At 74.4% G+C, this 14,230-nt stretch carries 12 protein-coding genes; 6 read left to right on the top strand and 6 right to left on the bottom strand.

Going from position 1 to position 14,230, the window contains the following annotated elements; all coding sequences use genetic code 11:
- Window positions 1-269: 269 nt before the first annotated feature.
- Window positions 270-677 (top strand): YciI family protein, encoded by a 408-nt coding sequence (locus ACFWPT_RS37560; RefSeq protein WP_063351357.1) that lies wholly within the window; start codon window positions 270-272, stop codon window positions 675-677.
- An 8-nt stretch (window positions 678-685) separates the two neighbouring features.
- Complete coding sequence (locus tag ACFWPT_RS37555; RefSeq protein ID WP_380487326.1) at window positions 686-1,831, top strand: RNA polymerase sigma factor; 1,146 nt, start codon at window positions 686-688, stop codon at window positions 1,829-1,831.
- A gap of 86 nt (window positions 1,832-1,917) precedes the next feature.
- On the opposite strand, the gene ACFWPT_RS37550 is transcribed toward ACFWPT_RS37555, so the two are convergent.
- The 5 genes from ACFWPT_RS37550 to ACFWPT_RS37530 form a co-directional block, all read right to left on the bottom strand.
- Window positions 1,918-3,228 carry a DUF58 domain-containing protein gene (locus ACFWPT_RS37550; protein WP_380487320.1) on the bottom strand — a complete coding sequence of 437 codons (1,311 nt, stop codon included), beginning with the start codon at window positions 3,226-3,228 and terminating at the stop codon, window positions 1,918-1,920.
- 28 nt (window positions 3,229-3,256) lie between these two features.
- Window positions 3,257-4,177 carry an AAA family ATPase gene (locus ACFWPT_RS37545; protein WP_380487324.1) on the bottom strand — a complete coding sequence of 307 codons (921 nt, stop codon included), beginning with the start codon at window positions 4,175-4,177 and terminating at the stop codon, window positions 3,257-3,259.
- 101 nt (window positions 4,178-4,278) lie between these two features.
- Window positions 4,279-5,511 carry a DUF4350 domain-containing protein gene (locus tag ACFWPT_RS37540; RefSeq protein WP_380487318.1) on the bottom strand — a complete coding sequence of 411 codons (1,233 nt, stop codon included), beginning with the start codon at window positions 5,509-5,511 and terminating at the stop codon, window positions 4,279-4,281.
- Window positions 5,508-6,167, bottom strand: coding sequence for a DUF4129 domain-containing protein (locus ACFWPT_RS37535; protein WP_063349151.1), 660 nt, complete (start codon window positions 6,165-6,167; stop codon window positions 5,508-5,510). The genes ACFWPT_RS37540 and ACFWPT_RS37535 overlap by 4 nt, the downstream gene beginning before the upstream one ends.
- 5 nt (window positions 6,168-6,172) lie before the next feature.
- A complete protein-coding gene (locus ACFWPT_RS37530) occupies window positions 6,173-7,348 on the bottom strand; it encodes a hypothetical protein (RefSeq protein WP_380376989.1) in 1,176 nt (391 codons plus the stop codon).
- Between the two features lie 288 nt (window positions 7,349-7,636).
- On the opposite strand from ACFWPT_RS37530, the gene mtrA reads away from it, so the two are divergent.
- From mtrA to ACFWPT_RS37515, 3 genes are all read left to right on the top strand, one after another.
- A complete protein-coding gene (mtrA, locus tag ACFWPT_RS37525) occupies window positions 7,637-8,314 on the top strand; it encodes an MtrAB system response regulator MtrA (protein WP_030247322.1) in 678 nt (225 codons plus the stop codon).
- 70 nt (window positions 8,315-8,384) lie between these two features.
- The gene (gene mtrB / locus ACFWPT_RS37520; protein ID WP_380487316.1) at window positions 8,385-10,421 is read left to right on the top strand and encodes an MtrAB system histidine kinase MtrB; all 2,037 of its coding nucleotides are present in this window, start codon (window positions 8,385-8,387) and stop codon (window positions 10,419-10,421) included.
- Window positions 10,396-12,261: an LpqB family beta-propeller domain-containing protein gene (locus tag ACFWPT_RS37515; RefSeq protein ID WP_208869098.1), complete on the top strand. Its 1,866-nt coding sequence runs from the start codon at window positions 10,396-10,398 to the stop codon at window positions 12,259-12,261. The genes mtrB and ACFWPT_RS37515 overlap by 26 nt, the downstream gene beginning before the upstream one ends.
- A 76-nt stretch (window positions 12,262-12,337) precedes the next feature.
- Here the strand turns inward: ACFWPT_RS37515 and ACFWPT_RS37510 are convergent, their stop codons facing one another.
- Complete coding sequence (locus ACFWPT_RS37510; RefSeq protein WP_380376984.1) at window positions 12,338-13,057, bottom strand: ComF family protein; 720 nt, start codon at window positions 13,055-13,057, stop codon at window positions 12,338-12,340.
- A gap of 370 nt (window positions 13,058-13,427) precedes the next feature.
- Between ACFWPT_RS37510 and hpf the strand changes: the two genes are divergently transcribed.
- On the top strand, window positions 13,428-14,120 hold the full coding sequence (hpf, locus tag ACFWPT_RS37505; RefSeq protein WP_380376983.1) for a ribosome hibernation-promoting factor, HPF/YfiA family: 693 nt from the start codon (window positions 13,428-13,430) through the stop codon (window positions 14,118-14,120).
- Window positions 14,121-14,230 lie beyond the last annotated feature (110 nt).

Raw genomic sequence — 14,230 nt, 5'->3', positions numbered from 1 at the left:
CTAAGCCTTACAGCGCCGATGGTACTGCAGGGGGGACCCTGTGGGAGAGTAGGACGCCGCCGAACAATCATTCACAGAGAACCCCCATCCGGGAAGCCGGATGGGGGTTCTTTGCATTTCCGGCCCACGGGAGCACCTCACCAGGGCCCCACGAAAGTCCCCACGAAAGTTCAAAAAAGTTCGGCCGGCCATGTCGAGAACCCGTGGCTGCCTCCGTCCCCGGGGTGGACGCGGCCACAATGGGTCGCACCAGTACCGAGGAGAACATCATGGCCAAGTACCTGCTGCTCAAGCACTACCGAGGCGCCCCGGCTCCGGTCAACAACGTGCCCATGGACCGATGGACGCCCGAGGAGATCTCGGCGCACGTGCGGTACATGCAGGACTTCGCGGACCGGCTGGAGAAGACCGGCGAGTTCGTCGACGGCCAGGCACTCGCTCCCGAGGGGACGTTCGTCCGGTACGACGGCGAGGGGCGCCCGCCGGTGACCGACGGCCCGTTCGCCGAGACCAAGGACCTGATCGCCGGCTGGATGGTGATCGACGTCGACAGCTACGAGCGCGCCGTCGAGCTGGCCGGGGAACTGTCGGCCGCTCCCGGGGCGGGCGGGCGGCCGATCCACGAGTGGCTGGAGCTGCGTCCGTTCCTGGCCGCGCCGCCCACCGTCACCGAGTGACCTCTCCGGTGGACGAAGTCCTGCTCCGGAGCCTCACGCCGAGCGTGCTCGGTATCCTCGTCCGCCGCGGAGCCGACTTCGCGGCGGCCGAGGACGCCGTGCAGGACGCGCTGGTCGAGGCGGTCCGAGTCTGGCCGGCCGACCCGCCGCGGGACCCCAAGGGCTGGCTGGTCACCGTGGCCTGGCGCCGGTTCCTCGACGGGGCCCGGGCGGACGCGGCCCGCCGCCGACGCGAGGACCGGGTCGAGGAGGAACCGGAGCCGGGGCCCGCGTCCGCGGTGGACGACACGCTCCAGCTCTACTTCCTGTGCGCGCACCCGTCGTTGACGCCGTCGTCGGCGGTCGCGCTCACGTTGCGGGCCGTCGGTGGGCTGACCACCCGCCAGATCGCCCAGGCCTACCTGGTGCCCGAGGCGACCATGGCGCAGCGGATCAGCCGGGCCAAGCGGACCGTCTCGGGGGTGCGGTTCGACCGGCCCGGCGACGTCGCCACCGTGCTGCGCGTGCTCTACCTGGTCTTCAACGAGGGCTACTCCGGGGACGTCGACCTCGCCGCCGAGGCCATCCGGCTGACCCGGCAGCTCGCGGAGGCGATCGACCACCCCGAGGTGGCGGGGCTGCTCGCCCTGATGCTGCTCCACCATGCCCGGCGCGGGACCCGGACCGCGTCCGACGGGAGCCTGGTGCCGCTCGCCGAGCAGGACCGTGGCCGGTGGGACACCGGGTTGATCGCCGAGGGCGTCGGGATCCTGCAAGCGGCCCTCGGCCGCGACCGGTTGGGCGAGTTCCAGGCCCAGGCCGCCATCGCGGCGCTCCACGCCGACGCGCTCACCGCCGAGGAGACCGACTGGGTGCAGATCGTCGAGTGGTACGACGAGCTCGCCCGCCTGACCGAGAGCCCGGTCGTCCGGCTCAACCGCGCGGTGGCCGTCGGTGAGGCCGACGGACCGCGCGCCGGGCTGGCGGCGCTCGGGGAGCTGGACGGCTCGCTGCCCCGCCACACGGCGGTGGCGGCGTACCTCCACGAGCGCGACGGCGACCTGGAGACGGCGGCCCGGCTGTACGCCGAGGCGGCCCACCGGGCCCCCAACCTCGCCGAGCGCGACCACCTGACGCGCCAGGCCGCCCGGCTCAACGCCCGTCGGCGTCGCTGACGGACCAGGTGGGTGACGCCGCGTCACCACGGCCTGCCCGTTGAAGGAACGGGACCACCCGGCGGGACCGTCCGTACGGCGAGGGCTCAGAGGCGGCCGGCGGCCTTGAGGGCGAGGTAGGTGTCCGCGAGGGCGGGGGCGAGCTGGGCGGGGGAGGCGTCGAGGACGGTGACGCCGTGGCGGCTGAGGAGGTCGGCGGTGGCGCGGCGGTCGGCGCGGGTCTGTTCGGCGGCGGCGGCGCCGTAGACGGCCTCCAGGGTGCCGCGCCCGGCGGCGAGGGCGTCCAGGTGGGGGTCGGCGACGGAGGCCAGGACCACCTCGTGGCGCTTGGTGAGGAGCGGCAGCAGCGGGCGCAGGCCGTCTTCGACCGGGGCCGTGTCGAGGCCGGTGAGCAGGACGATCAGCGAGCGGTGCGGTGCCATCTTGAGGGCGGTGGAGACCAGTGAGCGCATGTCGGTCTCGTGCAGGGCGGGTTGGAGGGAGGCCATCGCGTGGGTGAAGGCCGGCAGGATCTCGCTGGGCGAGCTGCCGGCGACCGCGGCGCGCTTGCGGGCGTCGTGGGCGAGCAGGTCGACGCGGTCGCCGGCGCGGGTGGCGAGGGCGGTGAGCAGCAGGGCGGCGTCGAGGGCGGCGTCGAGGCGGGGTGCGTCGCCGACCCGGCCGGCGGAGGTGCGGCCGGTGTCGAGGACGACGAGGATGTGCCGGTCGCGTTCGGGGCGCCAGGTGCGGACGGCGACGGTGTTGCGGCGGGCGCTGGCCCGCCAGTCGATGGAGCGGACGTCGTCGCCGGGCAGGTACTCGCGCAGGGAGTCGAACTCGGTGCCCTGGCCGCGGGTCAGGACGGAGGTGCGGCCGTCGAGTTCGCGCAGCCGTGCGAGCCGGGAGGGCAGGTGCTTGCGGCTGTTGAACGGGGGCAGGGCGCGGACCGTCCAGGGCAGGTGGTGCGAGCCCTGGCGGCCGGCCAGGCCGAGTGGCCCGAGCGAACGGACCGTCACCCGCCGGGCGTGGTGGTCGCCGCGGCGGGTCGGGGTGAGTGCGGTGACGGCCCGGCGCCGCTCGCCGGCGGGGACGTGCAGGGTGTGCCGGGAGGCGGCCTCGGCGGTGCCCGGCCGCCAGGCGGACGGGGCCCAGGCGTCGCGGATCCGGGCCCGGAGGGGCCGCCCGGAGGGGTTGGTGACGGTCAGTTCGACGGAGGCGGGTTCGTCGAGCCGGACGGTGGTGTCGCCGCCCCGGCCGAGTTCCAGGCTGCGGACGGGGGCGGCGAGCACCAGGTCGATCACGGCGGCGAGCAGCACGGTGCCGGTGACGAGGCCGATCCCGGCCCAGGACGGCAGCAACAGGCCCACGACGAGCGTGCCGAGCGCGGCGAGCAGGGCGGTTCGCCCGGTGAGGGCCATGCGGTGCGCTCCTTCGGGAACGGGTGGTTCAGCGGGGGGCGGGCGTCTGGGTGAGGACGGCCTGGATGACGGAGTCGGCGGTGACGCCCTCCATCTCGGCCTCGGCGCGCAGCGCGACGCGGTGCCGCAGGGTGGGCAGGGCCAGGGCCTTGACGTCGTCGGGGGTGACGTAGTCGCGGCCGGCGAGCCAGGCCCAGGCGCGCGAGGCGGCCAGCAGGGCGGTGGCACCGCGCGGCGAGACGCCGATGGACAGCGACGGGGACTGCCGGGTGGCCCGGCAGAGGTCGACGATGTACGCGAGGATCTCGGGGGAGACGGTCAGCTTGGCGATCTGTGCGCGGGCGGCGGCGAGGTGCGCGGGCCCGGCGACCGGGCGGACGCCGGCGGCGGCGAGGTTGCGGGGGTCGAAGCCGGCGGCGTGCCGGGACAGGACCTGGAACTCCTGGTCCCGGTCGGGCAGCGGCAGGACCAGCTTGAGCAGGAAGCGGTCCAGCTGGGCCTCGGGCAGCGGGTAGGTGCCCTCGTACTCGACCGGGTTCTGGGTCGCGGCGACCAGGAACGGGACGGGCAGCGGGCGCGGCACGCCGTCGACGGTGACCTGGTGCTCCTCCATGGCCTCCAGCAGGGCGGCCTGGGTCTTCGGCGGGGTGCGGTTGATCTCGTCGGCGAGCAGCAGGTTGGTGAAGACCGGGCCGGGCTGGAAGGAGAACTCGGCGGTCCGGGCGTCGTAGACGAGGGAGCCGGTGACGTCACCGGGCATCAGGTCGGGGGTGAACTGGATGCGCTTGGTGTCCAGGTTGAGCGCGGTGGACAGGGTGCGGACCAGCAGGGTCTTGGCGACGCCGGGGACGCCCTCCAGCAGGACGTGGCCGCCGCAGAGCAGGGCGACGACGAGGCCGGTGACGGCGGCGTCCTGGCCGACCACGGCCTTGCCGATCTCGGCGCGCAGGGCGGTGAGTGCGGCGCGCGGGTCGACGGCGGCGTCGGGGGTGCCCGGGGTGGCAGCCGCCGCGCCGGGGGTGCTGGACGGGGTGGCGGTGGCCTGTTCGGTCACGGGTTCCGTACCTGCCTTTCGAGGGCGTCGAGGTCGTCGGCGAGCCGCAGCAGTGCGGCGTCGTCGGTCGGGGGCGGGCCGAAGAGGAGGGCCCGGACGTCGCCGGCGGGCTGCTCGGGGAGGCGGTCGGCCACGGCCGCGCACAGGGTGTCGGGGTCGGGCGCGCCGACGTGGAGCGGGACGCCCAGGGCGGGGGCGAGGCGGTGCGCGGCGGCCCGGCGCAGGGCCTCGGCGGCGCGGCCGCGGGCCTTGGCGCGGCGGTAGAGCCGGGCGCGGCCCTCGGTGGTCTCGGCGGCGCGGACCACCACGGGCAGGTTCTCGCTGATCACCGGGCCGAGTCGGCGGCCGCGCCACAGGGCGGTCAGGACGGCCGCGGCGGCGAGCTGGTAGCCGGCCCAGCGCCAGCCGTCCGGGATGTAGTCGCCGAAGGTCTTGTCCCGGGTGCCCTGGGCGGGCGGGACGCTGTAGTCGGGCAGGTGCCAGGTGAGGCGGGGCTGGGAGCCGAGCAGGCCGAGGGCGAGGGCGGCGTTGCCGTCCTTGGCGAGCTGCTCGTTGTGCAGGAAGGCGCCGGTGCCGAGCACGATGACGTCGCCGCCGGCGGTCGGGGCGCTGACCAGCGGGTAGCCGTGGCCGCGCGGGTAGCAGCCGGCGCCGCGGCTGCCGCTGGTGTAGAGCATTCCGCCGATCTCGGCGCTGCCGGCCCGCACGGCCTCGGTGAGCGGGCACTGTGCGGCGGTGCTGCGGACGGAGGCGTAGGAGGGCCCGCCGTCCTCGTCGGAGGGGCGGATGCCGGGGGCCAGGGCGCTGAGTGCGGCCGGACCGGGGGCGATGAGGACGAGCCGGCTGTGCCGGGCTGCGGCGACGGCGCGCAGTTCGGCGGGGCCGAGCAGGTCGGGCTCGGGCAGGACGAGGGTGTCGGCGCCGCCCGGGTGGCCGATGAGGTCGGTGGTGAGGTCGGCCTTGAGGCCCTGGTGTTCGAGCAGCGCGAGGACGGCGTGGGTGCCGTCCTGGTCGTAGGAGCGCGGGTCGAGCGGCGGGTAGCGGCGGTCCTGGCCGAGGGCGGCCACGGCGGTGGCGCCGATCAGCAGGACGGCGAGGACGAGCAGGTACCAGCGGGCCCGGCGCCAGAGGCCGCGGCCGGTGAGGGCGAGGCTGGTCGTGGCCGTCTCGTCGGGGGCAGGGACGGCGGGCGGCTGCGGCGCGGGCGGCGCGGGGGTGGTGCTGGTCATGCCGCTCCTCCCAGGGCCGGGCGGGCGCGTTCCAGGGTCCGGTCGAGCTCGCGCAGCAGCTGGTACGCGGCCTGGTCTGCGGTGCGCTCGCCGTAGGCGATGTCGTCGAAGGTGCGGGCGGCGGCGGCCAGGGCGGCGGCGTGGTCGGGCAGGGCCCGGCCGGCCTCGGTGGCGGCCTCGTCGGCGGTGCGGCCGGGGCGGACGTCGAGCAGGGTGCGTTCCTCCAGGGCCCGGACCAGGGCTCGCATCTGCGCGCGGACGGCCTCGTTCCAGTGCCCGGCGGCGGCGTGCCGTTCGGCGTCGGCCCGGTACTGGCCGGCGCCGCGCGGTCCTTCGACGCCGTAGACGTCGAGGACGGTGCGGGCCGCGCGCCGTGGCGCGCCGAGGCGCCACCAGAGGGCGGCGCCGATCAGCAGGGCGACGATCAGGAAGAGCACCAGGCCGGTGGTGCCGCTGGTGCCGTTGCCGGAGATGCTGTCGAGCGCGTCGGTGATGTGGTCGTTGAGCCAGGTCATGACCCGTTCCAGGACGCTCGGGTCGTGCTTGTGGTACTCGGCGTTGAGCAGTTCGTCGCGGGCGGCGTCGCGGGCCGGGTCACGCGGGACGGTGACCGGGGCGCCGTCCGCGACGAGGAGCCTGTCCCCCCAGGTAGGCATCCGGGTCAGTGCCTCGCGGGGGGTCGGCCGGCCTGGTCGCCCCAGCCGGTGGCGCCGGGCTCGGCGAGGCCGGCGGCGCGGGCGAGTTCGATGTCCAGGGCCTCGCGGCGGATCCGCTGGTCGATGTAGATGAGGACGCCGAGGGCGGCCCGGAAGGGGATGGTGAGGGTCGCGGCGATGATGCCGGCGATCGCGGTGGTGATCAGCATCGCGGTGGGCTCGTGGGCCGCGGTGAGGTCGACCTGGCGGTCGAAGTCGCTGAAGCCGAGGACGAGTCCGGCGAAGCGGAACGGGATCGCGATGACCATGGCGACGATGAAGGTCAGCACCTCGCCGAGCAGCGAGATACCGAAGATGCGCCACCAGGAGCCGAGGGTCAGGCGCCGGGAGCGGGACAGTGCGGTCCGCACGCCCTGCTTCTCCAGCATCAGGGCGGGGGCGGCCAGGCTGAACCGGATCCACAGCCAGAACCCGACCGGGATGGTCAGGATGCCGACGAGGAAGAGGAGGGCCTCCGTCCCGGGGTCGCCCGCCGAGCCGGTGGCGTAGAAGTACCAGGGGCTGAAGCCGAGCAGCACCACGCCGCCGGACATCAGGCCGGTGAGCAGGGTCAGCCCGAGCAGCTGCGGCAGCCGGCGGCGGGCGTCGCGCCAGGCGTCCCCGGCGGTCGCGGACTGCCCGAGGACGGCGCGGCTGACGACCATGGTGAGCAGCGCGGTGGCGACCACGCCGAGCAGCACCGTCAGCGGCATCGAGGCGAGCATGGTCGTCACCTGGGTGGCGGGGCCGGTCTTGCCCTTGACCAGCAGCTGGGCGGCGACGTTGCCGGCCTGCTCGACGACGGCGATGCCGAGGGAGAGGGCGAGGGTCGTCCGCCAGTGCTTGCGGATGGTGGCGACGGAGCCGTCGAGGAGTTCGCCGAGTCCGAGCGGGCGCAGCGGGATGACGCCGGGCTTGGGGCTCTGCGGAGCGCCCCAGCCGTAGGGGTGGTGGCCGCCCGGTGCGGGCCGGCTCCAGTCGGGCCGGGCCTGCTGGCCGTTCCAGCCGGGGGCCGGGGCGGGGGCGCCCTGCGGTGGTGCCGACGGCCCGGGCACGGCGGCGGGCGCGTCGGCCGGGGGCCGGGCGTCGTCGCGGGGCGGCTCGGGCGAGCCGGGCGAGGCCCAGCCCGGAGTGTCGGTCATCACTGCTCCTCGGAGGGGCGTCACGGGCGCGGTTCCGGGCGGATCTTTCGCCCGCGCGCAGCGCCCATCGTGCCATGGGGCCTGGGGAGGCCCCATGGGTATCCGGCCGCTGATCGGAAACGGGGGCCTTCCGGTGGTCGGGCGGTGGGCCGCGGACCGTTCGAAGGTGTTCCGACCGGGCACATTCGCCCGGTATGGCCGGAATTAACCGGTGGGGGGAGTTGGCCGTTGTGGAGCATTGGCACTGCTGTGCGGCAGGTCACAATGCGGTAATGAGAGGATGGACGCATGAAGGGACGCGTCCTCGTCGTTGATGACGACTCCGCACTGGCCGAGATGCTCGGTATCGTGCTGCGTGGTGAGGGTTTTGAGCCGTTTTTCGTCGCGGATGGAGACAGGGCGCTAGCCGCGTTCCGGGAGACCAAGCCGGACCTGGTCCTGCTCGACCTGATGCTGCCCGGTCGGGACGGTATCGACGTCTGCCGGCAGATCCGGGCGGAGTCCGGTATTCCGATCGTCATGCTGACCGCGAAGACCGACACGGTCGACGTCGTGGTGGGCCTGGAGTCGGGTGCCGACGACTACGTCACCAAGCCGTTCAAGCCCAAGGAGCTGGTGGCCCGGGTACGTGCCCGGCTGCGCCGTGCCGAGGAGCCGACGCCCGAGCAGCTGACCATCGGCGACCTGGTGATCGACGTGGCCGGCCACTCGGTGAAGCGGGACGGCCGGGGCATCCCGCTGACCCCGCTGGAGTTCGACCTGCTGGTCGCGCTGGCCCGCAAGCCCTGGCAGGTGTTCACCCGCGAGGTGCTGCTGGAGCAGGTCTGGGGCTACCGGCACGCGGCGGACACCCGCCTGGTCAACGTCCACGTGCAGCGCCTGCGGTCCAAGATCGAGAAGGACCCGGAGCGCCCCGAGATCGTGGTGACCGTCCGTGGCGTCGGCTACAAGGCCGGACCCAGCTGACGTGACGCACCTGGCTGACGAAGCCCCGTCGGGTTCCGCGACCGACGGGGCCGACGCGGTTCGCGGGTCCGTGCTGAGTTCGACCACCCGCCGCCGGCGCCGGGCGGCCGCGTTCGCGCTGCTGACCCGTCAGCTGCGTCGGCCCGCACGCCGGGTGACGGCGCTGTACCGCCGGTCGATCCAGCTGCGCGTGGTGGCGGTCTCGCTGCTCGCGTCCATCGCGGTCGTCCTGGTGCTCGGCGTGGTCGTGATGGCGCAGGTGCGCACCGGCCTGCTCGGCACCAAGATGGCGGCCGCCCGCGAGCAGGCCAGGATCGGGTTCCAGGCGGAACTGAAGAAGATCGACGAGGCGAAGGACCAGCGGCTGCGGGTCGGCGCCACGCCCGACCCCACCATCGAGGAGACCGGCACCTGGCTGCTGCGCCAGGTCAACGACCTGGCCGCGAGCGGGCAGACCGTCTACTCGGTGATCGCGATGGCCGCCGGCACCGACGCCATCGTCCCGGAGAACGGCTTCGCGCCGCGCTTCTCGGGCGACATCCTGCCCAGCAGCGTCCCCGACACCCTGCGGGACAGGGTCCACGCCGAGCCCGGCCAGATGTTCGACCAGCCGGCCCGGATCCACCGGGCCGACGAGCGGACCGAGCCCGGGCTGGCCCTCGGCATGCAGTTCACCGGCCCGGCCGGCAACAGCTACCAGATGTTCTACGTGTTCTCCTTCGGCCAGGAGACCGACACCCTCGACCTGATCACCGGCACCCTGGCGACCGCCGGCGTGTTCGTGGTGATCCTGATGGGCGGCATCGCCTGGGTCGTGGTGCGCCAGGTGGTCACCCCGGTCCGGATGGCCGCCGGCATCTCCGAGCGGCTCGCCGACGGGCACCTGGAAGAGCGGATGAAGGTCACCGGCACGGACGACATCGCCCGCCTCGGCGAGTCGTTCAACCGGATGGCCAATGCCCTCCAGGCGCAGATCCGCCAGCTGGAGGAGCTGTCCCGGGTGCAGCGGCGCTTCGTCTCGGACGTCTCGCACGAGCTGCGCACCCCGCTGACCACGGTCCGGATGGCCGCGGACCTCATCTACGACAGCCGCGAGGACCTGGACCCGATGGCGGCCCGCTCGGCGGAGCTGTTGCAGGGCCAGCTGGACCGCTTCGAGTCGTTGCTCGCCGACCTGCTGGAGATCAGCCGCTTCGACGCCGGCGCCGCGATCCTGGACGGCGAGCCGGTCGACCTGCGCGACATCGTCGCCCGGGTGGTGGAGGCCGCCGACCCGCTGGCCCAGGCCAAGGGCAGTGCGGTGGTGATCCGCGGCGACGGCGAGCCGGTCGTCGCCGAGGTGGACTCCCGCCGGATCGAGCGCATCCTGCGCAACCTGGTGGTCAACGCCCTGGAGCACGGCGAGGGCCGCGACGTGGTGGTCCGGCTGGGCTCGGCCGACGGCGCGGTCGCGGTCGGCGTGCGCGACTACGGCATCGGCCTCAAGCCGGGCGAGGCGTCCCGGGTGTTCCACCGCTTCTGGCGGGCCGACCCGTCCCGGGTGCGGACCACCGGCGGCACCGGCCTCGGCCTGTCCATCGCGGTCGAGGACGCGCACCTGCACGGCGGCTGGCTGCAGGCCTGGGGCGAACCCGGCGGCGGCTCGCACTTCCGGCTCACCCTGCCGCGCACCCGGGGCGGCGAGATCAGCCGGGCGCCGTTCCGGCTGGAGCCGGAGGACTCCCGCAACAACCGGGGCCTGGGCACCTACGGCGCGCCGTACCGGCGGGCGATCAGCCCGGCCGGCGCGACCGCGATGACCGCGGCCGAGGAGCAGGCGGAGATGCCGGAGGGGCCCGTCAACGGCTTCGGCAGCGGGCTCGGCGGGGTGCTGAACATCGGCCCCGACCTGGGCAAGCGCCGGTTGCCCGAAGGGCCGCGCGCGGACCCCTCGGACGTCCGGACGGCGGGGACCGGGTACGGTGCCACCGGCGCCCAGGTGATGGTGGACCCGACGCCCGGACGGCCGTCGGTGGCACAGCGGACGGCGGAGCCGGACGTGACGGGTGGGATGGGCGGGACGGACCTGGAGGGGTCGCAGCGTGCGAAGGACGAGCAGCAGGACTGAGCCGCGGTTCACGGCGGTGGCCGGCGTGGTGCTCGGCGCCCTGGTGGCGAGCGGCTGCGCGGCCATGCCGGACTCCGGCGGCATCTCCAGGGTGGAGCTGTCGCAGGGGGCGGCCGACAAGAACCTGCAGGCCAAGGTCTACCCGGTGGCGCCGGCCAAGGGCGCCAAGCCGCGCGCCCTGCTGACCGGGTTCCTGGACGCGGTGACCGCCGACGAGGGGTACGAGACCGCGCGCCAGTACCTCACCGAGAACGCCTCCGCACACTGGAACCCGGACGCCGGCATCCAGGTGCTCTCCGCCGCCACCCCGAACCTCCCGGCCGGCCAGGAGATCGCCGACACCGACACCAGCGTCTCCGCGACGGTGACCGGCTCGCTGATCGCCAGGATCGACGAGAAGCACTCGTACCTGGCCGAGGGGCAGCGGGACGTCTCGGCCGACTTCACCCTCGTCCGGGAGAAGGACGGCGAGTGGCGGATCGACAAGCTGCCGGCCGGCGTGATCATGAACGAGACCAACTTCAACAACAGCTACCGCCAGGTCGACCGGTACTTCTACACCACGCCGGACCCGTCCTCGACCGTCACCGGAAGCGCCGGCCAGCAGGTGCTGATCCCCGACCCGATCTACCTGCGGCGCCGGATAGACCCGCTGACCGCCGCCGCCAAGGCCCTGGTCGCCGGGCCCTCGACCTGGCTCGCGCCGGTCGCCCGGACGTCCTTCCCGAGCGGCGTCAGCGTCGACCGGGTGAGCGTCGACGACGGCCGGATCGCCCACGTGCAGCTCGGCGGGGCGGACGTCAGCGAACCGGTGTCCTGCCGGCGGATGGCGACCCAGCTCTTCTACACCCTCGCCGACCAGGGCAAGGGACAGGTCGAACGGCTTGAGCTGAAGGGCCAGCGGGGCAACTGCTTCGCCAGCCGCAACGACCTGCCGGCCACCGGCCCCGGCGCCCTGGCCGGGCCGCTGCCCGCGCAGCAGTACTACCAGCGCGCCGACAACGGCCTGCTGATGGTCACCGACGAGCAGCGCAACGGCGAGCCGGTGCGCGGCGTCCTCGGCAAGCCGCAGCCCGCCGGCAAGGCGCCGCTCGGCACCACGGCCGTCAGCCGGGACGGCTCCCGGGCCGCCGCCATCAGCGGGGACGGCCACCAGCTCTACTCGGTGCCGCTGGCGGACAGCGCGGTGGCGCTGCCCGACCCGGTGCTCACCTCGCCGGTGAAGACCGCCGACAAGGAGGACGGCCTCGCCTCGCCCAGCTGGGACGGCCGCGGCGACCTCTGGGTGGTGGACCGCAACCCGCAGGGCCCGCGGGTGGTGATGGTCCGCGGCAACCGGACGTACCCCGTCGCGGTCGAGGGGCTGGACGGGCAGACCGTGCAGGCCCTGAAGATCTCCTCGGACGGCGCCCGGGCCGCCCTGGTGGTCAAGACCGCGGGCGTGCCCAGCCGCTCGCTGTACTTCGGCCTGGTGGTGCACGGCGGCACCCCGGAGGCGCCGACCGCACGGATCACCGGCCTGCGCCGGGCGGCCCCCTCGCTCACCGACGTCGCCTCGGTCTCCTGGGCGGAGGCCGACCAGCTGCTGGTGCTCGGCAAGGAGGCCGACCGGATCAAGCAGCTGTACTACATCGGCACCGACGGCACGCAGAGCGCCGACACCACGCTGCAGGCCGAGAACATGCTCACCGTCTCGGCCTCCGAGTCCCGGGGCAACGTCCTGGCCCAGGCGCCGGCGGTGCTCGCGGCGGCCGGAGGCGCGATCTACCGCCTGATCGGCAGTCAGTGGCGCGAGGTCCAGTTGGCCGACAAGGCCGGGTCCTTCTTCTACGCGGGCTAGGAACCCGCCGGCCGGGCCCTGACGCCCCGTTCCCTGAGGCCCTGACCCCTGGTGCCCCGTCGGGCCGCTCGGTGCCTCAGCCGGGCCGGTGCGCGGTGGCGGCGACCGCGGCGCCCGCCCGGGCGGGCAGTCCGGCGTCCGCCAGTGCCCGGGCCGCCTCGGCGAGGCTGGCACCGGTGGTCACCAGGTCGTCCACCAGGACCGGCTGACAGCCCAGCAGGTCGCGCCGGGCACGCGGCAGCACGGTGAGCGCGCCGTGCAGGTTGCGGTGGCGCTCGGCCGCGCTCAGCCCGGCCTGGTCGGCGACCGGGCGGGCGTGCCGCAGCAGCGGCTCGGCCCGGGCGTCCAGGCCGGACCGGCGCAGCGAGCGGGCGGCGGCCCCGGCCAGCCGCAGCGTCGGGTCGTGGCCGCGGGCGCGGACGGCGGAACGGGCCGAGGGCATCGGGACCAGCAGCAGCGGCGCGGCCCCGGCACGCGGCCCCAGGGCGGAGCGGACGGCCCGGCCGAGCGCCTCGCCGAGCGGGCCCGCCAACCGCAGCGCGCCGCGCTCCTTGTGGGCGAGCAGCAACTGCCGGACGGGGTCGGCGTACGGGGCGGCGGAGTGCGCCCAGGGCAGCAGCGTGGGGCCGGGCCGGGTGGCGGCCAGCGCGTGCCGGCAGGCCGGGCAGAGCTGGGTGCGCTCGGCGCCGCAGCCGGCGCAGCGGGCCGGGACCAGGACGTCCAGCAGTCCGGCCAGTGCGTGGCCGAACGGCCCTTGGGCGGACGGTGGACGGGTGGGGGCGGAGGGTGGTGGCACGGCTGCTCCTGGCGGCGGCAGGCACGGAGAGTGAGCAAAGGATGCGCCGTACGGGGGGTGTTGTCCAGGTATTTACCCGTGCTTCACTCGCAGGAGGGTAGACAGGGTCCAACAGCTTGACCGCCCGCCCGCAGTATCGGGTCATACCCGACTCCGCGCCTGGGGAGGCGAAAACCCCGTGTGAGGTGTTCGATAAAGCTCCAAGGGGTTTCAACCGTCCCTGGTGGGGAGGAAGTGAGGTGAGGGCCAGTCGTTTCCCGCCGCTGGCGGCGGGGGCGGGGGGCCGGCAGTGGATGGGCTGGTCCAGCTGGGTCTCAGTCCGGTCCGGTAGCACCCGGATCGGCGTCAGCACGAGGGATCGGAGTTCTGCGTGGACATCGTCGTCAAGGGCCGCAAGACCGAGGTGCCCAAGAGGTTCCGCGAGCACGTGGCCGAGAAGCTGGAGAAGGTCCAGAAGTTCGACGGCAAGGTGATCAGCCTCGACGTCGAGGTGTCCAAGGAGCACAACCCGCGGCAGGCCGACCGGTCCGAGCGGGTGGAGATCACTCTCCGTACCCGTGGGCCGGTGATCCGGGCCGAAGCCGCCGCCGCCGACCCGTACGCGGCGCTCGACCTGGCCTCGGCGAAGCTCGACGCCCAGCTGCGCAAGTCCGCGGACCGGCGCCGAGTGCACAAGGGCGGCAACGGCCGCACCCCCATCAGTGTCGCCGAGGCGACCGCGGCGCTGGCCGCGCTGCCGGACACGGCGGCGCCGGAGGGCGAGACCAACGGGGCCGTCCGCAAGACCATGATGGGATCCCTGGAAGTGGAGGGCGAAGGCCCGCTGGTGGTCCGGGAGAAGACCCACCCGGCCGCCCCCATGGCGCTGGACCAGGCGCTGTACGAGATGGAACTGGTCGGCCACGACTTCTACCTCTTCGTGGAGAAGGACAGCGGCCTGCCGAGCGTCGTCTACCGCCGTCACGGCTACCACTACGGCGTCATCCACCTGCAGACCGACGGGTCGGTCGGCGCGGGTAGTGGCGCGGGCGGGGCGATCGGCGAAAGCGACGACGAGGACTGACCGTCCGAAGACAATCCTGGAGGGGTGACCCCGGCGGCCGAGTCCGCCGGGGTCACCGGCGTTTCGGGGCAGGGCGGCTGGAGCGGGAGTCGAGGGCCGGCCCGGGAGGT

This window comes from Kitasatospora sp. NPDC058478, from assembly GCF_042720345.1.
Lineage (GTDB): Bacteria > Actinomycetota > Actinomycetes > Streptomycetales > Streptomycetaceae > Kitasatospora.
The sequence above is the reverse complement of the archived record's forward strand: the minus strand, read 5'-3'. Positions and strand labels throughout refer to the sequence as shown.